This window comes from Micromonospora sp. NPDC005203 (genome assembly GCF_042872705.1).
GTDB lineage: Bacteria > Actinomycetota > Actinomycetes > Mycobacteriales > Micromonosporaceae > Micromonospora.
The window spans coordinates 1-22,815 of sequence record NZ_JBIAKV010000030.1 but is presented as its reverse complement, the minus strand read 5'-3'; the positions used below and the strand labels follow the sequence as shown (position 1 = coordinate 22,815).

The window sequence follows — 22,815 nt, the reverse complement described above, 5'->3', positions numbered from 1 at the left end:
CGGGCGTCGTGTCCCTGTCGACGGGCGTCGTGTCCCTGTCGACGGGCGTCGTGTCCCTGTCGACGGGCGTCGTGTCCCTGTCGACGGGCGTCGTGTCCCTGTCGACGGGCGTCGTGTCCTTGTCGAGGGCGGCCAGGATCGCCTCGGCGGTGCGTCGACCCACCCCGGGCACCTCGATGATCTCCTCGACCGTTGCGGCGGAGAGCCGCTTGAGCGACCCGAAATGGCGCAGCAGCGCCTTGCGCCGCACCTCCCCGAGGCCGGGCACGTGGTCCAGTGCCGACTCGGTCATCCGCTTGGATCGGCGCTGCCGATGGAAGGTGATGGCGAACCGGTGGGCCTCGTCACGGACCCGTTGCAGCAGATAGAGCCCCTCCGAGGTGCGCGGCAGGATGACCGGCAGTTCGTCGTCCGGGAGCCAGACCTCCTCCAACCGCTTGGCCAGGCCGCAGAGCGCCACGTCGTCGATGCCCAGGTCGGCGAGGGCCTGCGCGGCGGCCGCGACCTGTGGAGCGCCACCGTCGACGACCACCAACTGCGGCGGGTACGCGAACTTCCGCGGCCGGCCGGTGGTCGGATCGATCAGAACGCCGACCTGGGGCTCCACCGCATCCTCCGGGGCGGCCGGGTCGTCGGCCGACTCCACCCCCACCTCGCCCGTCTCGGCCCTCGCGTCCAGGTATCGGGCGAAGCGGCGGCGGAGGACCTCGGACATGGCGGACAGGTCGTCGGTGGCGCCCCGGACGATGAACCGCCGGTACTCGCTCTTGCGGGGCAACCCGTCCTCGAAGACCACCATGCTGGCGACCACGTCGGTGCCCTGGATCTGGGAGATGTCGAAACACTCGATGCGCAGCGGCGAGGTGCGCATGCCCAGCGCCTCGCTGATCTCGTCCAACGCCTTGCCCCGGGTGGTCAGGTCACCGGAACGCTTCAGCTTGTGCCGGGCCAGCGCGTCCTTCGCGTTGCGCTCCACCGTCTCCATGAGTGAGCGCTTGTCGCCGCGCTGCGGCACCCGCAGCGACACCCGGCTGCCCCGGTGCTCGGAGAGCCACTCCGCCAGCGCGTCGGCGTCGGCGGGCAACTCGGGCACCAGCAACTCCCGGGGCACGTCGGCCTCGCCCTGCTCGCCCCCGTACACCTGGGTGCAGAAGTGGTGCACCAGGTCGCCGGTGGTCAGATCCTCGGTCTTCTCCACCACCCACCCTCGCTGGCCGCGGACCCGGCCGTCGCGGACGTGGAAGACCTGCACGGCCGCCTCAAGCGGATCGTCGGCGAACGCGACCACGTCGGCGTCGGTGCCGTCGCCCAGCACCACTGTCTGCTTCTCCATGGCCCGGCGGAGCGCGGCCACGTCGTCCCGCAGCCGGGCGGCGCGCTCGAACTCCAGTTGCTCGCTCGCCTCGGTCATCTCGCGCTCGATCTTGCGGACCATGGTGTCGGTGCGCCCGGCCATGAAGTCGCAGAACCCGTCGACGATCGCGCGGTGTTCGTCGGCGGAGACGGTGCCGACGCACGGCGCCGAGCACTTGCCGATGTAGCCGAGGAGGCAGGGACGGCCGACCTGGCCGGCGCGTTTGAACACGCCGGCCGAGCACGTCCGGGCGGGGAACACCCGGAGCAGCAGGTCGAGGGTCTCGCGGATGGCCCAGGCGTGCGAATACGGACCGAAGTAGCGCACCCCCTTGCGCTTGGCGCCGCGCATGACCTGTAGCCGTGGGTATTCCTCGTTGAGGGTCACGGCCAGATAGGGGTACGACTTGTCGTCGCGGTAGCGGACGTTGAACCGAGGGTCGTACTGCTTGATCCAGGTGAACTCGTGCTGGAGCGCCTCGACCTCGGTGCCGACGATGATCCAGTCCACCGACTCGGCGGTGGTGACCATCTGCCGGGTGCGCTCGTGCAGATTCCAGACGTCGCCGAAGTAGGAGTTGAGCCGGCTGCGCAGGTTCTTGGCCTTGCCGACGTAGATCACCCGGCCGGTCCCGTCGCGGAAGCGGTAGACCCCCGGTGACTCCGGGATGGTGCCGGGTGCGGGACGGTAGGTCGAGGGGTCAGCCACGTCAACAAGCCTAGTCCGCACCACCGACAGCCCGTTGCCGGCGCTAGATCCACTCGGTTTCCGGGAAGTCGGGGTGTCGGCTGGACGCGGACACCCCGACTTTCCGAAACGCGAGTCGATAGGTGGCGGAGGCGCGCTGGTCGCGCCCCCGAACCGTCAGGCCAGCGAGATCTGGTCTCCGGTGACCTTGATGTCCCTGGGTGGCAGCGGCTTGGTGGCCGGGCCGGCCTTCACCGAGCCGTCCTGGATCGAGAACTTACTGCCGTGGCACGTGCAGTTGATGGTGCCGCCGTCGACGTTCGTCACCGGGCAGTTCTGGTGGGTGCAGATCGGGCTGAAGCCCTTGAACTGGCCGGCCACCGGCTGGGTGATGACCACACCCTCGGCGGCGAGGACCTTGCCGCCACCGACCGGGATGTCGGCCGTGGTCGCCAGGGACTGGGCACCCTGCCGGTCGCCGCCGCCGGCGTCACCGCTGCTGGGCACCGCCGGGCCACCACTGGTGGGGGCATCGCTGCCACTGTCGCCGTCGTCACTGCCGCAGGCCGCCAGGACGACGGCCGCGCCGACCGCCCCGACGCCGGTGAGCAGGGCGCGCCGTGTCTGCGTACCCGGACCGGTCAGCGCCTGATCGTCACTCATGCCTCGCCTCTCTCTAGCCCGCCGCGCCGGTCAAGAGCCGGCCACACCTTGTCCACACGAGCAACTGTGCCGGATGGTTCACCGCGGCATCCGTCCGAACCGGAAATGGGACGGGGCAGCCCTCGACCGATCAGGTCTCGCCGGCACGGGCAGCGCGACGCCGGTCGGGACCGCCGCAGGCGACCCGACCGAACGCCCCGCGCGCGCCGGACTCTGGCAGGTGGAGGTCACCGTGCGGCGGCGGGCACCTTACGCCTGGCCCGCGCCTTGGTAACCCCGTTGGACTTGGCGGCCCGGGTGGTGGCAGCGGCCGCACCCTTGGCCTTGCCGTCGAGCTTGAGCACCTGGCGCAGGAACTCGCCGGTGTGGCTCTCGGCCACCTCGGCGACCTCTTCGGGGGTGCCGGTGGCGAGCACGGTGCCGCCCCGGTGGCCGCCCTCCGGACCCATGTCGATCAGCCAGTCGGCCGTCTTGATCACGTCGAGGTTGTGCTCGATCGTGATCACCGTGTTGCCCTTGTCGACCAGCCCCTCCAGCACCATCAGGAGCTTGCGGATGTCCTCGAAGTGCAGACCGGTGGTCGGCTCGTCGAGCACGTAGACCGTCCGCCCGGTGGAGCGCTTCTGCAGCTCGGAGGCGAGCTTGACCCGCTGCGCCTCGCCGCCGGACAGGGTCGGCGCGGGTTGACCAAGGCGGACGTAGCCCAGGCCCACGTCGACAAGGGTCTTGAGGTGCCGGTGGATGGGCGGGATGGCGGAGAAGAACTCGGCGGCCTCCTCGATCGGCATCTCCAGCACGTCCGAGACGGTCTTGCCCTTGTAGTGCACCTCCAGGGTCTCCCGGTTGTACCGGGCACCCTTGCAGACCTCGCAGGGGACGTACACGTCGGGCAGGAAGTTCATCTCGATCTTGATCGTGCCGTCGCCGGAGCAGGCCTCGCAACGCCCGCCCTTGACGTTGAAGGAGAACCGACCCGGGCCGTACCCGCGGACCTTCGCCTCGGTGGTCTCGGCGAAGAGCTTGCGGACGTGGTCCCAGACGCCGGTGTAGGTGGCCGGGTTGGAGCGCGGCGTCCGGCCGATCGGCGACTGGTCCACGCCGACGACCTTGTCCACGTGCTCCAGACCGGAGACCCGGGTGTGCCGGCCGGGCACCATCCGGGCGCCGTTGATCTGGTTGGCCAGCACCGCGTACAGGATGTCGTTGACCAGCGTCGACTTGCCCGAACCACTGACCCCGGTGACCGCGATGAGCTGGCCCAGCGGGAACGGGACGGTCAGGTTGCGCAGGTTGTGCTCCCGCGCGCCGTGCACCACCAGCTCCCGGCCCGGGTCCTGCAAGCGGCGGGTGGACGGTGTCGGGATCGACCGACGCCCGGACAGGTACGCCCCGGTGATCGACTCCTTGTTCTTCAGCAGTGCGGGGACCGAGCCGCTGTGCACGATCTTGCCGCCGTGCTCACCCGCGCCGGGCCCGATGTCGACGATCCAGTCGGCGGTGCGGATCGTGTCCTCGTCGTGCTCCACCACGATCAGCGTGTTGCCCAGGCCGCGCAGCCGGATCAGGGTCTCGATCAACCGGTGGTTGTCGCGCTGGTGCAGCCCGATCGACGGCTCGTCGAGCACGTAGAGCACGCCCACCAGGCCGGAGCCGATCTGGGTGGCCAGCCGGATGCGCTGTGCCTCGCCGCCGGAGAGTGTGCCGGCCGGGCGGTCCAGGGAGAGGTAGTCCAGGCCGACGTCGAGCAGGAACCGCAGCCGGGCGTTGATCTCCTTGAGGACCCGCTCGGCGATCAGCTTCTGCCGGTCGGTCAGCTCGATGCCGGCGAGCAGGTCGGCGCACTCCCCCACGGACAGGTTGCAGACCTCGGCGATGCTCTTGCCCGCGAGGGTGACCGCGAGCACCTCGGGCTTGAGCCGGGCGCCGCCGCACGCCGCACACGGCACGTCGCGCATGTAGCCCTCGTACTTGTCGCGGGACGACTCGGACTCGGTGTCGGAGTGCCGCCGCTCGATCCACTGCATCACACCCTCGAAGCCGGTGTAGTAGGAGCGCTCCCGGCCGTACTTGTTGCGGTAACGCACGTGCACCTGGTCGTCGGAGCCGTGCAGGATGGTCTTCTGCGCCCGCGCCGGCAACGCCCGCCACGGGGTGTCGACGTCGAAGTGCTGGGCCTCGCCGAGCGCCTCCAGCAGGCGCAGGAAGTATTCCAGGTTGTGCCCGGTGGCCCAGGGCTGGACGGCGCCCTCGCGCAGGCTGCGCTCCGGATCGGGGACCAGCAGCTCCGGGTCGACCTCCTTCTTGGTGCCCAGGCCGGTGCACTCCGGGCAGGCGCCGTAGGGGGCGTTGAAGGAGAAGACCCGGGGCTCGAGATCCTCGATGGCCAGCGGGTGGTCGTTGGGGCAGGCCAGGTGCTCGGAGTAGCGGCGCTCCCGGTCCGGGTCGTCCTCCGCCAGGTCGACGAAGTCGAGCAGCACCAGACCACTGGACAGGCCGAGGGCGGCCTCGACCGAGTCGGTCAGCCGCTGCTTGGCGCTCGCCTTGACGGTGAGGCGGTCGATCACCACCTCGATGGTGTGCTTCTCCTGCTTCTTGAGCTTCGGCGGCTCGGTCAGCGGGTGCACCACGCCGTCGACCCGGGCCCGGGCGTAGCCCTTGGCCTGCAACTCGGCGAAGAGGTCGACGTACTCGCCCTTGCGCCCACGGATCACCGGGGCGAGCACCATGAACTTGGTGCCCTCGGCCATCGCGAGGACCCGGTCGACGATCTGCTGGGGGCTCTGCCGGGAGATCCGCTCGCCACAGACCGGGCAGTGCGGCTCGCCGATGCGGGCGTAGAGCAGGCGCAGGTAGTCGTAGACCTCGGTGATGGTGCCGACGGTCGACCGCGGATTGCGCGAGGTGGACTTCTGGTCGATGGAGACGGCGGGGCTCAGGCCCTCGATGAAGTCGACGTCTGGCTTGTCCATCTGGCCGAGGAACTGCCGGGCGTACGACGAGAGCGACTCGACGTAGCGGCGCTGCCCCTCGGCGAAGATCGTGTCGAAGGCCAGGCTCGACTTGCCCGACCCGGACAGCCCGGTGAACACGATGAGTGCGTCCCGGGGCAGGTCGAGACTGACGTCACGCAGGTTGTGCTCGCGTGCGCCACGGATGATCAGTCGGTCGGCCACGGTACGTGTACTCCCGGGAGAAGACGAAGCGAAGGATCTGTCCCGCTCTGGGATGATCTGAGCGGTCGTGCGGGCGCGGAAATCACGCCTCGGCAACTCTAGCCCCGAGGTACGACAGTTTCCCCCGCCCGCACATTCCCCCAGCTCAGCCCGGTCGGCCGCACCGAGCCCAGCCTCCACCACGCCGGACGCACACGGCCGCCGCGCACCGCCCGCAGACGCCGCCCACACCCCGCCGGTCAGAACCCGCCCGGCGTCGGAGGCCGGGCAGCCCGTCGCCGAGCCGAACGCCACCCACCGCGCCGCTCCGCCGCCACCCGCGCCTCGCGCCGTCGACCCTCCTGGGCCACCTCACCCTGCAGCCGCCGCCAGCTCTCCCACCGCCGGGTGGGGAGTTCGCCGGTCTGCAGCGCCTCGCGGACCGCGCAGGCGGGCTCGCCGTCGTGGCCGCAGTCGGCGTACCGGCAGCCCTGCGCCAGACCGGCGATGTCCGCGAACGCCCGGTCGAGCCCGACCGCGCCGTCGAGCAGGCCCACCGCGCGCACCCCGGGCGTGTCGATCACGGCACCGCCACCGGGGATCGGTACGAGAGCCCGCCAGGTGGTGGTGTGTCGACCCTTGCCGTCGACGCGCCGGATCGCCTGTGTGGGCATCATCACCGCCCCGACCAGGGCGTTGACCAAGCTCGACTTGCCGGCACCGGAGGGCCCGAGCAGACCGAGCGTGCGGCCTGGCGTCACCTCGGCGCGCAGCGGGTCCAGCCCGACGCCACGTTCGGCGCTGACCGGCAGCACCGGCACCCCGGGGGCGACCGCGGCAAGCTGGCGGGCCAACGCGGCCGGATCGGCCGCGAGGTCGGCCTTCGTCAGCACGACAAGTGGCCGGGCACCGGACTCGTGGGCCAGGGCGAGCAGTCGCTCGATGCGGCCCACGTCCGGCTCGGGGTGCACCGGCTCCACCACGGCGGCCGCGTCCAGGTTGGCGGCCAGCACCTGGCCGCTGGCGTCCTTGCCGGCGGTACGGCGGATCAGCGCGCCCCGCCGCGGCAGTACCGCCTCCGCGGTGACGCGGCGGTCCGGCCAGTGGGTGAGCAGCACCCAGTCTCCGGCGCAGGGCAGCGCCGACGGATCCCGGGCGGCGGCGGCCAGCACCCCGCCGCCCAGGCTGGCCCGGACCGGGCCGGCCGCCGTGAGCACCGTGCAGACCCCCCGGTCGACCCGGGCCACGCGGCCCGGGTGGTGCTCGCCGCGTCGCGCGGCGTACGTCGCCCGCTCGGCATCCCAGCCGAGCGCGGTCAGATCGATCGTCATGGCATCCTCATCGGTGTCGGAGCAGGTGATGGCGGAACACGCGTGCCACGTCCGGCATGATCACCACCTCCGTCCGATGTCCCGGTGCCGCGTCTGCCGCTGACGGTAGGTCGCCCGCCGGCACGCCGAAAGCGATTTCCCCGGCGACGGCGCGGCCGGCGGACCGCTAGGGTCGACGGGTGACCACGGATCCGCTCCTGCTGATGGGTGAGGTGGACGCGGCCACCAGCCGGCTCCTGCGTACCGCAGCGTCGTTCGACGCCGCGGACCTGGCCGCCGCGTCGCTGCTGCCGGGCTGGACGCGCGGCCACGTGCTGAGCCATCTGGCGCGCAACGCCGACGGTTTCGTCAACCTGCTCACATCGGCCCGCACCGGCGAGGCACTGCCGATGTACGCCTCGCTGGCGGCCCGCACCACCGACATCGAGTCCGGCTCGGGTCGGCCATCCAGCGAGCACCTGGACGATCTGCGGCGTACCGCCGACCTGTTCGCCGAGGCGGTCGCGGCGATGCCCGCGCAGGCCTGGGCGGCGACGGTGCAGGCGCGTAGGGGACCCTGGCCGGCCGCGCTGCTCGTGTGGGGTCGGCTACGCGAGATCGAGGTGCACCACCTCGACCTGGCCGCCGACTACCGACCCGCGGACTGGTCGGAGACGTTCGCCCTCCGGCTGCTGCGGGAGGCCGCCAGCCATCACTCGACGGGTCCGACGCCGCCGTCGTTGGTGCTACGCCCGGACGGCAGCGGGCACGAGGTGGTGATCGGGGACCGCGTCGGCGCCCCGGTCGTCGCCGGTGCCGTGCCCGACCTCGCCGCCTGGCTGATCGGCCGTGCCGACGGCGGCCCGCTCTCCGTCACTCCCGACGGCCCTCTGCCTACTCCACCGGAATGGATATAGAAGCGTCATGACATATAGCGGAGACGTCACCCACGGCGGCGCGCCGGCGGTACGCGAGCTGGACGGGCTGACCATCAGCAAGCTGTCGGTGGGTCCGATGGACAACAACGCGTACCTGCTGCGCTGCACGGGCACCGGTGACCAGGTGCTGATCGACGCCGCCAACGAGGCGCCCCGGTTGCTGGAGCTGATCGGCGACGGTGGGCTCACCGCCGTGGTGACGACGCACCAGCACATGGACCACTGGGTGGCCCTGGAGGAGGTGGTCGCCAAGACCGGCGCGCGGGCGCTGGTGCACGCCGACGACGCGTCCGGGCTCCCGATCGAGGCGGAGCGCCTCGGCGACGGCGACACCGTGTCGGTCGGCGACTGCGCGTTGGAGGTCATCCACCTCAAGGGGCACACCCCGGGCTCGATCGCCCTGCTCTACCGCGACCCGGCCGGCACCCCGCACCTGTGGACTGGCGACAGCCTTTTCCCAGGTGGGGTGGGAAACACGGACAGGGACCCGGAGCGCTTCGCCGCGCTGATCGACGACGTCGAGCACAAGCTGTTCGATCAACTCCCGGACGACACCTGGTTCTACCCCGGCCACGGCAAGGACAGCACCCTGGGAGCCGAGCGCCCAGCCCTCCCCCAGTGGAAAGCAAGAGGCTGGTAACAGCCCACCCAGAGAACCAAACGCTGACCAAAGACCACCAAGATCTCAACCCCCGACGGCGGCGGCGCGCTCGCACGAGCCGCGCCCACAACGGGGGCGGGGCCTGCCGTGCCCGGCGCAGGGATCAAGCCTGACCGCCCGGAGCCGGGCACGGCAGGCCCCGCCCCCCAACCGCAACCACCGACCCCGCCCCCAGCCGCGACCAACTTCAGCCAGTCACAGCGAACAACCGCCGCCGCGCCCCCAGCAGCACGACGGAGGCCAGCACCACTCCGACTCCCATGGTCACCAACAGCGGGCTGGGGTGCCCCGGCAGCAGCCCGGCCAGCGACCGGGACGCGGTGCCCAGCGCGAGGTAGAGACCGGCCCAGGCGGCGGCGCCGAGCGCCGCGCAGCCGAGGAATCGCCGGTACGACATCCGGAGCCCGCCGGCGGCCAGCGGAAGCAGCGCGTTGAACACGGGCAGGAACGGCGCGACGACCATCATCCGACCGCCACCGCGCCGCAGGATCCCCTCCGCGGCTGCCCAGCGCGGCTCACCGATCCAGCCGCCGATCCGGCTGTGTCGCAGCCGCTCGGAGTAGAGACGGCCGATCAAGAAGCTCAGTGACCAGCCGGCCAGGCAGCCGACCAACACCGCGGTGAAGGTCGCCAGCCCGGTGGTCGGGCGGCCCACCCCGACGGCGGCCAGGATCGCCACGTCGCCGGGGACCAGAACACCCAGCAGGGGTACGGCGTCGAAGAGCATGACGAGGCCGAGCACACCCATCAGCAGCAGAACCGGTAGTTCTCCGACCTGTGCCAGCCATTGCGTCATGCCTCGTACGCTATGGCCGCCGCACCGGGTCGGACATCCGGTTCCAGCCCCCAGGCCCCCCTGGTATCGGTCTCGGGGTCGTCCCTGAGGCGGTGTCCGCGCTCAGCCGGGTCGCAGCACCTGCACCCGGCGCAACGACGAGTCGACCGAGGGTTCGGTGGTGGGCACCGGATAGTCGGCCAGGACCGTCAGGCGATCCGCCGGTAGGTGCCCCCGGCCGGGGTCACCGACCAGCACGTCGGCGCCCCGGGCGGCGACCCTCTGCAGGAAGGGCAGCATCCGGTCGGCCATCGCGCGGTCGTAGAACACGTCGCCGGCGACCACCAGATCGGCCTCCACGTCGGTGCCGTCGAGCAGGTCTTCCCCGGTGACGTCGACGGCGACCCGGTTGGCCCGCGCGTTGAGGGTGACGGCGGCCACGGCGTACGGGTCGATGTCGTTGGCGACCACTTCCGCGGCACCGGCCAGCGCGGCGGCGATGGCCACCAGTCCCGATCCGGCGGCGAGGTCGAGCACCCGACGACCGGCGGCCAGCTCCGGGTGGTCCAGGAGGTGGCGGGCCAGGGCCTGGCCGCCAGCCCAGGCGGACGCCCAGTACGGGGCCGGCAGGGCGTGCCCGGCGGCCGCCTCCAGCCGAGCCCAATAGACGATCGCGTCCTCGGCCAGGTGCAGCCGCACCTCGGGGACGAACGGGGTGGGCACCAACCGGAGCCGGTCCAGGCCGGCGCCGGGCGCGTCGATCTCGCGCTCCAGCTCGGTCAGCACGTCGGCTGCGGCACCCCTCATCGGCGCAAGCATGCCGCAGCGACGGGCGGTCGGGGCAGGTTTCACGTGCCGCCGCGCAGAGTTCACCCGACTTCGCCCAAAGACCTACGGCACTTCGGCCAGCGGATTGGCGTTTCGCCCGTTACTGTCGGACAGGTACGGGCGATCATCGGCCAGAGGCCGAGGGTCAGCCGCTTTGAACAGGGAGAGACGCATGGCAACCGGCACGGTTAAGTGGTTCAACTCGGAAAAGGGCTTCGGTTTCATCGAGCAGGACGGTGGAGGGCCGGACGTGTTCGTCCACTACTCCGCCATCGCCTCGAGCGGCTACCGGGAGCTCAACGAGGGCCAGAAGGTCGAGTTCGAGGTGACCCAGGGGCAGAAGGGTCCGCAGGCGGACAACGTCCGCCCGATGTAGCTCCGTGCCGGTGACGGCGGCCGGTCTCCGGCCGCCGTCGCAGCGCACTCAAGACGCCGCCGGGGCGGCGGGCAGGTCCCGCCGCCTCCGGATCGGCCCGATCAACAGAATCGACGGGGTGACCGCCAACCAGGCGGTCATCACGAATATTGCTTTCCCGACGCCGTAGCGCGCGCCGAGGGCTCCCGCGAGCACGGCGGCCAGCGGCATCGTGCCGTAGTTGAGCAGATGCATGCTGACCGTTACCCGGCCCAGCAGGTGGTGCGGCGTGTAGGTCTGGCGGAAGGCACCCTTGACCACGTTGCCGATGGCCACCCCGAGGCCGATCAGCACCCCGCCGAGGGCCGGCCAGACCAGCCCGATGCCCGGTGCGGCGAGTGGGATGAGCAGGGCCGGCGGGCCGGTGAGCACCGCGGCGATCAGCACCGTCCGCGCGGTGCCGCAGCGGCGGCCCAGCGTGGTGGCGAGCAGCGCCCCGATGATCCCTCCGGCGCTCATCACGGCGATCAGCACGCCCACCAGACCCGGTGCGAGACGCAACTCACGGACCAGGAAGACCACCAGGACGGCCTGGTAGCCGATCAGCCCGATGTTGCTGGCCGCGCCGAAGACCGCCAGCACCCGCAGGTATGGGTCGCGGGCGACGAAGCGCAGCCCCTCGGCGATGTCCCGGCGCAGTGAGCGGGACCGGTCCGCCCGGCGTACTCGCGGTTCGACGGTGCGGATCCGCAGCAGCAGGACGGCGGAGAGCAGGAACGTGAGCGCGTCCAGCACCAGCGCGACGACGGCGCCGACGAGTTGCGCGATCAGGCCGGCGAGGCCGGGCCCGACGACGTAGCTGACGGTCTGGGTCGTCTCGAGTTTCGCGTTGCCCTCCGGCAGTTGCTCGGGTCGCAGCAGCACCGGCAGGTACACCTGGTCGGCGGTTTCGAAGAAGACCCGCGCGGTGCCGGCGCTGAGGGCGACCACGAGTAGGTGCGCCACGGTGAGCCCGTCCAGCACGGCAGCCAGTGGGATGCTGAGGAAGGCCAGTGCGCAGAACAGGTCGCACACCACCATCACCGACCGGCGGGGCAGCCGGTCCACCCACGCGCCGGCCGGCAGGCCGATCAACAGCCAGGGTAGCCAGGCGGCGGCGGTCAGCACCGCCACCTGGAAGGTGCCGGCGTCCAGGACGGCGACCGCGACCAGCGGCAACGCGACGGTGGTGACGTTGCTGCCGACGCTGCTGACCGCCTGACCGGCCCAGAGCAGCCGGAAGTCCCGATGCCGCAGCAGCCCGCCCGTTCGGCGGACCGGATCCGGGCCGGTCCGGGTGGCCGCGGTCACGGTCGGGCCGGAATGCCGTGGGCGAACACGAACACGGGCTGCCGTTCGCGGCCGTCCTCGGACGGCGGCCGGTCGGCCCACCGGGCCAGCAGGTCCGCCACCTCCTGGCTCAGCTCGAACAGTTCGTCGGGGGTGAGGTGCAACCACCTGTCGGTGGAGAACGGGCCGTCCTGCCAGGTGGCGTGCGCCGCGTCGTCGGCGGTGTGCCAGGCCCGGGCCAGGGCGACGTGCCGGTCCAGGTTGAGCGAGGTGGCGGCGTCGGCGACCGCTCGGGCGGCCGGGTCGGCGTCGAAGTCGCTGTTGGACCAGCGCACCCCTCGGGTGACCAGCCGCCACCACCGCTCGCGTCGGTCGCGGGCCAACTCGGGAGCCTCGGTGACCAGGTCCGCGGCGGCGAGGACCTTGAGGTGGTGGCTGACGTTCGCCGGCGCCTGGTCGGTGCGTTCGGCGAGCAGGCCGACGGTCGAGGGGCCGTGCACCTTGAGCACGTCCATCAGCCGGCGACGCAGTGGGTGGGCCATGGCGGCCAGCACCCGCGAGTCGGTGACGTGGCGTACGTCGGGGGTCTCCATGCCCCCAGGATGGCATCCGCAACACCTGTTGCGCAATGCCTGTTGCGCAATGGTTGTTGCGGATGGACGGACGGGGAGGGGCGACCCGGCGGGGACGGGCCGCCCCTCGCTCAGGCGACCAGCCGGCGGGACAGCTCGTCGGCGACCTGCTTGGCGATGGTGGGCGGAATCGCCGCGGCGATCTTCTCCGGCGTGAGCCCGGTCAGGACGCCCTCGATGATCGCCGTCTCGTCGGTGAAGTCCTTCCCGGCCAGTGCGTTGAGCGTGGTTTGCAGGGCGGTCAGTTGCTTCGTCATCGCCTGCAGGTTCCAGTTGCCGGTCACCGGGGCGCCGGTCTCGTCCCGGCCCTCCGCCATCCGGGTGTAGATCTGTCCGATCGGGTAGCGACCGTCCAGCACGGTGAGGTTCTTGTGGACGGTAGCCAGCCAGTTGTGCTCTTCGGGGGTCATGTCGTCGTCCTCCAGGAGTCCGATGGAACTGAGGTAGCGGCGGAACAACGGCCGTTGGTCGCGGCCGGCCTTGATGGCGTCACGGAAAAAGCTGAAGTGGGTGTGCCAGCGGTGTGAGCTGTCGCCGGTGCTGCGCTTGCCGAGGCGGTCCCACCGCTTCACGGTGCTGCCGTCGAGGCTGTAGATGATCTCGCGGATGTCCCGGGTGTCGGCCGCGTTCGCGGCGCACTGGGCCACGCACCAGGCCGAGAAGCTGGCCAGGGTGTGCGTACGGCCACCGGAGCCGACCTCGAACCCGCCGACGTCCAGCGCCGCCGCGTCGAGGGTCAGTCCGGCCCGATCCCGGGGTGACTCGACCACCGAGTAGTCGTTGGTGACCACCCGGTCGGATCCGCAGTGGTAGCCGCCGCGGTGGGCCGGGTCGCCGACGATGCCAACCTCCGCCGGATCCAGGTCGTCCGGGCCGGGAGCGTTGTCGAGGTGAGTGAGGAGCAGGGTTCGGAGGGCCAACAGATTAGCCGGGGCCCGGGTCATGGGGTCCCCCTCTCGAATGGGGCGGGGACCGGGCACGACGTCACACCGTGTATGCGGTGCTGGGCTTCGGACGAGCCCGGTCTACTGGTGCACGGCGCCGGGCGTTGACTCAACCATAGCCCGCACTTCCGGTAAATGCCCAGCTCAGGTGGGCTCTGTTCAAATTGGAGGTTGTGCCGGGGCAGAGTGGACGATCGGCAGGAGCAACGCTGAGGGGTGAGCCGGGTCATGCAGAACCTGCCGCCAGCCGGCACGCAGCGTGACCGCCGTGCCGAGAGGTTCCCCGGTGCCGGGGTTGCGCGCCCAGCGCGGATGGGCGCCACCGCTGACCTGCACCCGCAGCCGGTGTGCGGCGGCGAACCGGTGCGCGGTCGGCCAGAGCGGCACCGGAATCCGCAGCGCTCCGGAGGCGTCGGCCGGGAAGCGGTCGGGGGTCACCCGCACCAGACCGTCGCACACGTTCCACGAGCGACCCCGGCGGTCCACGTCGCACAGCCGCACGAAGACGTCCAGGTAGGGCAGCTCACCGCGGAGGTGGATCTCGGCGCGTACCGGGCCGATCACCTCGACCGGCCCGGTCAGCGGGGCGCTGGTGTAGGTCAGCACGTCGGGGCGGGCTTCAACCTGCCGGTTGTCCACCGGACCGGCTCGCTTGGCGACCAGCAGCGGCCCACCCAGCGACGGGGTGGGGTCGGCCGGGTCGTACCGGAACTCGTCCGGCGCCGACGCGAGCGGCGGGCGGAGGGCCAGCTCACCTCCCGGATGCAGGTGCCAGGCGGTCTCGACCGTCGAAGGTGGCCAGTCCGGCAGGTCCCGCCAGCCGCCGCCGGGACCGCCCACGTACAGCCGGACCGGTGCGGATGCGGCGCGGCGCGAACGCCGGCCGGCCGGGGGCGCCGCCGTCAGGTGCTCGTCGAGCCAGGCCAACCCCTCCCGCACGGCAGCCACGAAGAGCCCGGGGCTGCCGTGTGTCCAGGGGCCGATCACGAGGCGTGGCCGCGTGCCGGCGGCGCGCAGGGTGGCGTGGTCGTCGAGTTGGGCGGGCAGGAAGATGTCGTGCCAACCGGTCACCATGACCACCGGCGCCCGCACCCGGGCCACCCGGTCGGCGAAGACGCGCTCGCGCCAGTACGCCGCCTCCGGGGTGTGGTGGCGCAGCCACTCCTGAAAGAACGGGATGGTCACGCCGGTGGCCACGCGGTCGGCATCCGCGAGCGGCAGGTGCGCCAGCGCTGCGGCCAGCCGGGGCTGGCCCCGCTTGAGCTCCCACTGCCGGGTCAGCCACGGCACGGTCTGCGCGTGCAGCAGCTCCGCCCAGGTCAGCACGGTGTCCAGGGCGAAGGACTCCCCCGCGTACGTCGAGTCCCGGGTGGCCGAGGCGGTCACCACCGCGACCATCGCGCGCAACTCGTCGCCGGCGTCGGCGGCCAGCGCCCACTGCGCAAAACCCTGGTAGCTGATCCCGAACAGGCCGAGCTTCCCGGACCACCAGGGCTGGCGACGCAGCCAGTCCAGGGTGTTGACTCCGTCGTCGCGCTCGTGCACCAGCGGCGCGAACGTGCCGCCGGACCCTCCGGTGCCCCGACAGTCCTGGATCACCGCGTGCCGTCCCCGCGCGGCGAGCAGCCGGCCGAGCAGTCGCAGCGGTCCGCCCCGCCCGTACGGGGTGCGGATCAGGACGGTCGGCGCGTCCCGCACCGCCGGGGCGTAGTGATCGGTCCGCAGCACCACACCGTCGCGGGTCCGGACCGGGATGTCACGGGTGACCCGCACCGGCCCGGGACGGATCGGTGGCAACCGCAGCGCGGTGGCGAGGCGGGTGACCAGCCGGTCCGGCACGGCTCAGCCCGTCGTCGGGCGGGGCGATTCGGGCCGGCCGGCGCGCACCGCGTCCCGGTGCCCCCGCAGCGACTCGCTCATCTGCGCCATGAACCGGTGCACGACCTCCAACTCGTCGTCGTCGAAGCGGGCCATCACCGTGTCGGTACGCGCGCCCAGCGGCTGGAAGAACCGCATGGCCAGGGCCGCTCCCTGGTCGGCGTAGTGCAGCAGCACCTTGCGCCGGTCGACGGTGTCCCGGTCCCGGCGGATGTGACCGGCCCGCTCCAACCGGTCGATGAGGGCGGTGACCGAACCGGAGGAGAGGTTGAGCTGCTCACCGAGGCGGCCGGGGGTGATCGGGTCACCGAGCAACTCGGCGTCCATCACCGCGATCAGGGCCTGGAGGTCGGTCGGGTTGAGGCCGTGCAGGTTGGCGAAGGCGTGGCCGACCTGCTGGGCGTCCACGGCGTACCGCCGGAGGTTGTTGGTGATCTCCGCGACGAGCTGCTCGCGGCGCGTGTCGCGCCGCCGGTACATGCCGTGAGTCGCCACCTCGCGTCGCTCTTCCCGTCGTCGGTCTCCCGGGTTGCAGCATAGAACAGCCCTCGATAATCTCGGCTATCAAGATACTCGGCTTCCGAAAGACTTTGGGGTCATCTGATGTCTGTGTTCACCAGGGTCGCGCGCGGCCGGCTGGCCGCCTGGCTCACCGTGGCCGCGGCGATCGTCGTCGGCGCGGTCGTCTTCGGGACGCCCCAACCGGACAACCCGGCGCCGGTCTCCGCCACCGGCCTGTCCGCGCAGTGGCAGTCGACCCAGGTGGAACGCCTCCAGGAGCAGTTGCCGTCCAGCGAGGTCCAGCCGGCCATCGTGGTGGTGAGTCGAGGTGACGGCGGCGCGCTGAGCGAGGCCGACCGGGCCGCCGTCACCGCCCGCGCCGGCGACCTGAGCCGCTTCGCGGTGGGTGGACAGGTCAGTCCCCCGCAGCTCTCCCCGGACGGGGCGGTCGCGCTTGTCGCCGTGCCCGTCGACACCAGCGGTGGCCAGGACGAGGTCACCGGCACAGTCGATCAGCTGCGCGCCGCGCTGGGCGACCTGCCCGGCGGGCTGAACGCCGAGGTGACCGGCGCCCCGGCCTTCACCGCCGACCTGTCCTCGGTGTTCGAGGGGGCCGACGTCACCCTGCTCGCGGTGACCGCCGCCGTGGTGGCGCTGCTGTTGCTGATCACCTACCGCAGCCCGTTCCTGTGGGTGGTGCCACTTGTCGTGGTCGCCGCGACCGAGCAGCTCACCCTGCGCGCGGTCGACGCCATCGTGCCGGCCGTCGGCATCAACCTCCAGCCGGGCCAGGTCACCGGCATCGCCAGTGTGCTGGTCTTCGGCGCCGCCACCGACTACGCGCTACTGCTCATCGCCCGCTACCGCGAGGAGCTGGGGCACGAGCAGGACCGGTACGCGGCGATGCGCGCCGCGTTGCGCCGGACCGCCGAGCCGATCCTCGCCAGCGGCGGCACCGTGGTGCTCGGCGTCCTCACCCTGCTGCTCAGCGAGCAGGAGACCAACCGCGCGCTCGCCGTGGCCTGCGCCACCGGTGTGGTCTTCGCCATGCTCTCGGCGCTGTTCGTGCTCCCCGCCGTGCTGGTGCTCCTCGGCCGCGGCCTGTTCTGGCCGTTCGTGCCCCGCGTCGGTGGCCCGGTCCGGGAGGGACGGCTCTGGGGCCGGCTCGGCACCGCCGTGCAACGCCGCCCGGTGGTGGTCGCGGTGCTGGCCACCCTGCTGCTCGGCGGTCTGGCGCTGGGCGGGCTCGGGATCCGCACCGGGCTGTCCGAGACCGAACAGTTCCGGGCCGAGCCCGAGGCGGTGACCGGGGCGCAGACCCTGGCCCGCGCGTTCCCCGCCGGCAGCACCCAGCCGGTGGCCGTGCTCACCAACCCGGCGGCGGCGCGGGCGGTCACCGAGGCCGCCACCGCCGTGCCCGGGGTCGCCTCGGCACGCCCCGGCGACGCCGGTGACGCCGTCGCCCAGGTCGACGTCATCCTGGACGCCGAACCCGGCACCACCGCCTCGGACCGCGCCATCGAGGCCCTGCGCGAGGCGGTCGCCGCCGTCCCCGGTTCCGCTCCGCCGGCCGCGGCCGGCGCCGACGCGCCGTCCGGGGCGATCGTCGGCGGCTCCGTGGCCGCCAGCTACGACTCCGACGAGGCCAACGACCGCGACCTGCGACTGATCCTGCCGATCATCCTGTTGCTCGTCGGTGCCGTGCTCGTGCTGCTGCTCCGCGGCCTGCTGGCTCCGCTGCTGCTGGTGCTCACCGTGATCGCGTCCTTCTTCGCCAGCCTCGGCGCGGCGTGGCTGCTCTTCGACCACGTGCTGGGCTTCCCCGCACTGGACAGCGGTGTGCTGCTGCTCGCCTTCGTGTTCCTGGTGGCGCTCGGGGTGGACTACAACATCTTCCTGGTCACCCGTGCCCGGGAGGACGCGCGCGGCACGGGCACCCGCGACGGGATGCTCTCCGCCCTGCGGGTCACCGGCGGGGTGATCACCAGCGCCGGAGTGCTGCTCGCCGCGGTCTTCGCCGTGCTCGGCGTGCTGCCACTGATCACGCTGACCCAGATCGGCATCATCGTCTGCATCGGCGTGCTGCTCGACACCCTGCTGGTGCGCACCGTCCTCGTGCCGGCGCTGGCGTTCCTGCTCGGAGACCGCTTCTGGTGGCCCGGACGGATCACCCCTGAGCACCCGGCGGACAGCCCGGCGTCGCCGGAGTCGGTCGCCGCCCGCGACTGACCGACACCCGCGGGGCCGTGGCGACACCGGCGCGGCCCCGTCGAGATCAGTAGCCCAGGCAGACGCACTCGGTCATCAGCGCCCGCACGTTGCGCACGTACGACGGGTTGGGGATGGCCAGGGGCTCGCCCTCCTGCGCCACCGCGCTGTGTCCGGCGTTGTACGCGGCGATGACCGCGTTGAGCAGGCAGGAATTCAGCTCGGCCCCGCACAGCGCCGGGTCGAGCCGGAAGTCGGACTCGAAGTACATGTCGCCGATGTACTTCGTGACCCAGGCCAGGTAGGTGGCCCCCAGGGTGGCGTTGTCCCCGTAGTCGTCGATCTCGTAGCTCTGCTCGAACCGCTGGTTCATCCAGGTCGCGGTGCCCGGCATCACCTGCATCAACCCCACGCCGCCGTCGCAGGCGTAGATGTTGGACTGCCAGCCGCTCTCCTGCCACGCGGTGGCCTTGAGCAGGTCAAGTGGAATCTTGATGCCCGGCGCGGAGACCGGCCAGTAGGAACGGCCGGCCGCCTCGGTCAGCGCCGCCTTCACCTCGGCCTGGGCCACCTCGGTGCCCCGGTAGGTCGGCTTGCAGGAGCTCGGCGCCGGCTTCGGCGGCGCCGGCGGGACCACGGTCTCGGTGGGCGGTTTCGCCACCGCGAGCGGCTTCGGGGCCGTGCGGGTCGGCTTCTTCTTCGGCTTCGCGGTCGGGGATGGGGACGCGCGGCGGCTCGGCGCGGCACCCAATGACGCCACGGCGCTCACCGAGGGGCTCGGCTCCGCGCCGGCCTCGTCGGTGGGGGCCTCCAACGGCGTGTCGGCGAGCGCGACCGGAGCGGTCTGGTCCTGCGGACTCTTCCCCTCGCCGGCGCACCCGACCAGCACGCTTGACAACAGCAGCCCGGCGAGCGCGGCAGCGCCCAGCCGCCTTATCCATCGAACCATTTCCATGCTCCCCCGTGTGACAGTGGTCGCACCCTAACAGGGTTCCACCGGGCGTCGATGCCCCTGCGGCGGCGTGCGCACCTGGTCGTCCGGCTGTTCGAGATCACCGACGGCCCGGTCCCGGGTGGCCCAGGCGACCATGAACACCACAGTCCAGAGCACCCCGAGCAGCACCGCCGCGGCGGTCCCGCTCGCCGTGTCCAGGCCGAGGTAGAGCCGTGCACCGCCGATCCCGAGCACCCCCGCGGCGGCGGTCGTCCACGCGGCCACCGCCGCCGGCCAGCGGGCACTGCGCGACACCAGCCAGGCCAGGGTGCAGAAGCTCGCCGCGGCCACGGCGTTCTGGGTCGAGAGTGCGGCCACGTCACCGCCATCGGGTGTGGCGCCGTGCGCACCTGTCAGCTCGGCGGCCACGGCCAGCACCACAAGCGGCACGAACGCACCGGCCGTGCCGACCACGCTGAGCAGGTCCGCCCGCCATGGTCGGCTACGCCACGCCAGCACCGCTGCCACCAACCCCACCAGGGTGATCAACACCGAGCCTCGCACCGCCGACACCACGACCATGGTGGCCTCGGCGGCGTCGGGGGTACGCCGGGCGGCGAACCACGCCGCGATGGCGTCGTCGAGCGCGGCCAGCCCACTGTTGCGGATCACCACGGCGAGCAGGCCGGCGATGGCGAGCCCGGCGGCGAAAAGCAGCAGGAGCCCGGCGGCCAGATTGAGCAGCAGCGTCCAGGCCGGCCCGATCCGCATGGCCACCAGGAAGAACAGCACCCCGTAGCGGGCGGTGAGCCACCGCACCGGAGGTAACGCGCCGGCCCGGGACAGCAGCGCGCGGACCGGGTCGGGATTGCGACCCAGCCACCGGCCGACCAGCACGACGCCCAGCAGACCGGCCAGCAGCAGCAGCGCCACACCGGTGGCCCGGCCGAGCAGCCGGGAGACCGTGTCGTACGACTCACCCGCGAGGTGACCGAGCAGGACCGAGCCGCCCACCCAGGTCGCCGCCCCGGCCAGGTTCCACGGTGCGAACCGCCGGTACGGCATGCCGGCCGCGCCGGCCAGCCGGGGCACCAGGGTGCGGGCGAAGGCCACCCAGCGGGCCGCGAACACACCCCGCCCACCGAGCCGGGCGAGCATGGCATCGGCCCTGGCCCACCGCTCGGGACCGACCCGTTGACCCAGCCCGGCGCGCAGCCGGGGCCCGTAGCGCCGGCCCGCGCGGAAGGCCAGCCCGTCGCCGAGGACCGCCGCGACGATCATCGCGAGCAACGCCGGTCCGAGCCGCAGGGTACCGTTGTAGGTGAGGAAGCCGACGAGCAGCAGGGTAGCCTCACCCGGCACGAGCAGGCCGAAGATCACCGCGGTCTCGCCCGCCACGATCAGCGCGGCGACCAGGTAGATCCAGAGGGCGGGCAGACTCTGCACCCAGGTCAGCAGGTCGTGCACTCAGGCCCCCGGAACACGGGAGTCAGCATGCCAGCCGGGGGAACCACCCGGACAGCAGTTTCACCATAGATCAGGGGCACCTGGGGGTGACCCCGACGCGGCCTGCGCGAGCGCAGGCGGAAGGATAGAGGGTATGCAGCTTCGCACCGACCTCCGCAACGTCGCCATTATCGCTCACGTCGACCACGGCAAGACCACCCTGGTCGACGCCATGTTGCGGCAGGCCGGCGCGTACGGCGCACGCGGCGAGAACACCGAGCGGGTGATGGACTCCGGGGACCTGGAGCGGGAAAAGGGCATCACGATCCTGGCCAAGAACACCGGCGTGCACTACCTGCCGGCGGACGGCTCCGACCCGGTCACCATCAACATCATCGACACCCCCGGCCACGCCGACTTCGGTGGCGAGGTCGAGCGCGGCCTGACCATGGTCGACGGCGTGGTGCTGCTCGTCGACGCCAGCGAAGGCCCGCTGCCGCAGACCCGCTTCGTGCTGCGCAAGGCGCTGCGGGCCCGGATGCCGATCATCCTGGTGATCAACAAGGTGGACCGTCCGGACGCCCGGATCAAGGAGGTCGTGGACGACACCTACGAGCTCTTCCTCGACCTGGACGCCGACGAGGAGCAGATCGACTTCCCGATCGTCTACGCCTGCGCCCGCGACGGCATCGCCTCGCTGACCCAGCCCGCCGACGGTTCGGTGCCGGACGACAGCACCTCCCTGGAGCCACTGTTCCGCACCCTGCTGGACTACATCCCGCCGCCCTCGTACGACGAGGGCGCTCCCCTGCAGGCGCACGTCACCAACCTCGACGCCTCGCCGTTCCTCGGCCGGCTGGCGCTCTGCCGGGTCCGGCAGGGCACGATCAACAAGGGCCAGACGGTGGCCTGGTGCCGCACCGACGGCAGCACCCAGCGGGTCCGCATCTCCGAGATGCTGATGACCGAGGGCCTGGAGCGCAAGCCGGCCGAGACCGCCGGGCCGGGCGACATCATCGCGGTCGCCGGCATCCCCGAGATCATGATCGGCGAGACGCTCGCCGACGCGGAGAACCCGGTCGCGCTGCCGCTGATCACCGTCGACGAGCCGGCCATCTCGATGACAATCGGCACCAACACCTCGCCGCTGGTCGGCCGGGTCAAGGGCGCCAAGGTCACCGCCCGGATGGTCAAGGACCGCCTCGACAAGGAACTGGTCGGCAACGTGTCCCTGCGGGTCCTGCCCACCGAGCGGCCGGACGCCTGGGAGGTGCAGGGCCGTGGTGAGCTGGCGCTGGCCATCCTGGTCGAGCAGATGCGCCGCGAGAGCTACGAGCTGACCGTCGGCAAGCCGCAGGTCGTGACCAAGGAGATCGACGGCAAGACCTGCGAGCCGGTCGAGCGGCTGACCATCGACGCCCCGGAGGAATACCTGGGCGCGATCACCCAGCTCCTCGCGACCCGCAAGGGCCGGATGGAGCAGTTGGTCAACCACGGCACCGGCTGGATCCGGATGGAGTGGCTGGTCCCGGCGCGGGGCCTGATCGGCTTCCGCACCGAGTTCCTCACCGACACCCGGGGCACCGGCATCCTGCACCACGTCTTCGAGTCCTACGAGCCGTGGTTCGGTGAGCTGCGGACCCGCAACAACGGCTCCCTGGTCGCCGACCGGGCCGGCGCGGTCACCGCCTTCGCGATGACCAACCTGCAGGAGCGCGGTCAGCTCTTCGTCGAGCCGACCACCGAGGTGTACGAGGGCATGATCGTCGGGGAGAATTCCCGCTCCGACGACATGGACGTCAACATCACCAAGGAGAAGAAGCTCACCAACATGCGGCAGTCGACCTCCGACGAGACCGAGAAGCTGGTCCCGCCGCGCAAGCTCACGCTGGAGCAGGCCCTGGAGTTCTGCCGCGAGGACGAGTGCGTCGAGGTCACCCCGGCCACGGTCCGGATCCGCAAGGTGGTGCTCGACCAGCAGCAGCGGGGCCGGGCCACCGCCCGCCGCAAGCACGCCGGCTGACCGCACCAGCACCCGACACCGGGCGGGGGGGGGGGGGGGGGGGGGGGGGGGGGGGGGGGGGGGGGGGGCCCGCGGGGGGGGGGGGGGGGGGGGGGGGGGGGCCGGCGTGCTGCCGTCCAGCCCGAAGAAGCGGATGACCTGCGCGGCGTCGACCGGCAGGTTGTGCGTGACACCCTGCATGCTGATCGCCTCGACCG

Annotated in this window: 18 protein-coding genes; 5 read left to right on the top strand and 13 right to left on the bottom strand. The window is 71.9% G+C overall.

The features are described from left to right. The 4 genes from uvrC to rsgA form a co-directional block, all read right to left on the bottom strand. Positions 1 to 2,062, bottom strand: a 2,062-nt coding sequence (gene uvrC / locus ACFYPM_RS32070; protein WP_387205131.1) for an excinuclease ABC subunit UvrC, incomplete at its 3' end; no start/stop codon positions are given. A 156-nt stretch (positions 2,063 to 2,218) separates the two neighbouring features. Next, a complete protein-coding gene (locus ACFYPM_RS32065; RefSeq protein ID WP_387205128.1) occupies positions 2,219 to 2,704 on the bottom strand; it encodes a Rieske (2Fe-2S) protein in 486 nt (161 codons plus the stop codon). A gap of 227 nt (positions 2,705 to 2,931) precedes the next feature. Further along, positions 2,932 to 5,877, bottom strand: a complete 2,946-nt coding sequence (gene uvrA, locus ACFYPM_RS32060; RefSeq protein ID WP_387205126.1) for an excinuclease ABC subunit UvrA — start codon at positions 5,875 to 5,877, stop codon at positions 2,932 to 2,934. 239 nt (positions 5,878 to 6,116) lie between these two features. After that, positions 6,117 to 7,187 carry a ribosome small subunit-dependent GTPase A gene (gene rsgA, locus ACFYPM_RS32055; RefSeq protein WP_387205123.1) on the bottom strand — a complete coding sequence of 357 codons (1,071 nt, stop codon included), beginning with the start codon at positions 7,185 to 7,187 and terminating at the stop codon, positions 6,117 to 6,119. A 179-nt stretch (positions 7,188 to 7,366) separates the two neighbouring features. Here rsgA and ACFYPM_RS32050 point away from each other — a divergent pair, with 179 nt between their 5' ends. Then, positions 7,367 to 8,083, top strand: coding sequence for a maleylpyruvate isomerase family mycothiol-dependent enzyme (locus tag ACFYPM_RS32050; protein WP_387205120.1), 717 nt, complete (start codon positions 7,367 to 7,369; stop codon positions 8,081 to 8,083). A gap of 7 nt (positions 8,084 to 8,090) precedes the next feature. Continuing rightward, entirely contained in the window at positions 8,091 to 8,744 is a 654-nt protein-coding gene (locus tag ACFYPM_RS32045) for an MBL fold metallo-hydrolase (protein WP_387205117.1), read from the top strand. Positions 8,745 to 8,952: 208 nt separating this feature from the next. Here ACFYPM_RS32045 and ACFYPM_RS32040 read toward each other — a convergent pair whose 3' ends face one another. Both ACFYPM_RS32040 and ACFYPM_RS32035 read right to left on the bottom strand, forming a co-directional pair. Further along, a complete protein-coding gene (locus ACFYPM_RS32040) occupies positions 8,953 to 9,561 on the bottom strand; it encodes a DedA family protein (RefSeq protein WP_387205114.1) in 609 nt (202 codons plus the stop codon). 102 nt (positions 9,562 to 9,663) lie between these two features. Beyond that, a complete protein-coding gene (locus ACFYPM_RS32035; protein WP_387205112.1) occupies positions 9,664 to 10,347 on the bottom strand; it encodes a class I SAM-dependent methyltransferase in 684 nt (227 codons plus the stop codon). 193 nt (positions 10,348 to 10,540) lie between these two features. Here ACFYPM_RS32035 and ACFYPM_RS32030 point away from each other — a divergent pair, with 193 nt between their 5' ends. Next, positions 10,541 to 10,744, top strand: coding sequence for a cold-shock protein (locus ACFYPM_RS32030; protein ID WP_007462771.1), 204 nt, complete (start codon positions 10,541 to 10,543; stop codon positions 10,742 to 10,744). 48 nt (positions 10,745 to 10,792) lie between these two features. Here the strand turns inward: ACFYPM_RS32030 and ACFYPM_RS32025 are convergent, their stop codons facing one another. The 5 genes from ACFYPM_RS32025 to ACFYPM_RS32005 form a co-directional block, all read right to left on the bottom strand. Then, positions 10,793 to 12,073: an MFS transporter gene (locus ACFYPM_RS32025; RefSeq protein WP_387205109.1), complete on the bottom strand. Its 1,281-nt coding sequence runs from the start codon at positions 12,071 to 12,073 to the stop codon at positions 10,793 to 10,795. Beyond that, positions 12,070 to 12,645, bottom strand: a complete 576-nt coding sequence (locus ACFYPM_RS32020; RefSeq protein ID WP_387205106.1) for an ArsR/SmtB family transcription factor — start codon at positions 12,643 to 12,645, stop codon at positions 12,070 to 12,072. Before ACFYPM_RS32020 ends, ACFYPM_RS32025 begins: the two co-directional genes overlap by 4 nt. Before the next feature lie 110 nt (positions 12,646 to 12,755). Continuing rightward, entirely contained in the window at positions 12,756 to 13,628 is an 873-nt protein-coding gene (locus ACFYPM_RS32015; RefSeq protein WP_387205103.1) for a hypothetical protein, read from the bottom strand. 159 nt (positions 13,629 to 13,787) lie between these two features. After that, entirely contained in the window at positions 13,788 to 15,467 is a 1,680-nt protein-coding gene (locus ACFYPM_RS32010) for a CocE/NonD family hydrolase (protein WP_387205100.1), read from the bottom strand. A gap of 3 nt (positions 15,468 to 15,470) precedes the next feature. Next, on the bottom strand, positions 15,471 to 15,986 hold the full coding sequence (locus ACFYPM_RS32005; protein WP_387205134.1) for a MarR family winged helix-turn-helix transcriptional regulator: 516 nt from the start codon (positions 15,984 to 15,986) through the stop codon (positions 15,471 to 15,473). Positions 15,987 to 16,109: 123 nt separating this feature from the next. Between ACFYPM_RS32005 and ACFYPM_RS32000 the strand changes: the two genes are divergently transcribed. Next, positions 16,110 to 18,236, top strand: coding sequence for an MMPL family transporter (locus tag ACFYPM_RS32000; RefSeq protein WP_387205097.1), 2,127 nt, complete (start codon positions 16,110 to 16,112; stop codon positions 18,234 to 18,236). A gap of 46 nt (positions 18,237 to 18,282) precedes the next feature. Here ACFYPM_RS32000 and ACFYPM_RS31995 read toward each other — a convergent pair whose 3' ends face one another. Further along, positions 18,283 to 19,164, bottom strand: coding sequence for a transglycosylase SLT domain-containing protein (locus tag ACFYPM_RS31995; protein WP_387205094.1), 882 nt, complete (start codon positions 19,162 to 19,164; stop codon positions 18,283 to 18,285). Positions 19,165 to 19,197: 33 nt separating this feature from the next. Next, positions 19,198 to 20,616, bottom strand: a complete 1,419-nt coding sequence (locus ACFYPM_RS31990; protein WP_387205091.1) for a DedA family protein — start codon at positions 20,614 to 20,616, stop codon at positions 19,198 to 19,200. A 133-nt stretch (positions 20,617 to 20,749) separates the two neighbouring features. Between ACFYPM_RS31990 and typA the strand changes: the two genes are divergently transcribed. Next, on the top strand, positions 20,750 to 22,618 hold the full coding sequence (gene typA, locus ACFYPM_RS31985) for a translational GTPase TypA (protein WP_387205088.1): 1,869 nt from the start codon (positions 20,750 to 20,752) through the stop codon (positions 22,616 to 22,618). The last annotated feature ends 197 nt before the right edge of the window (positions 22,619 to 22,815 follow it).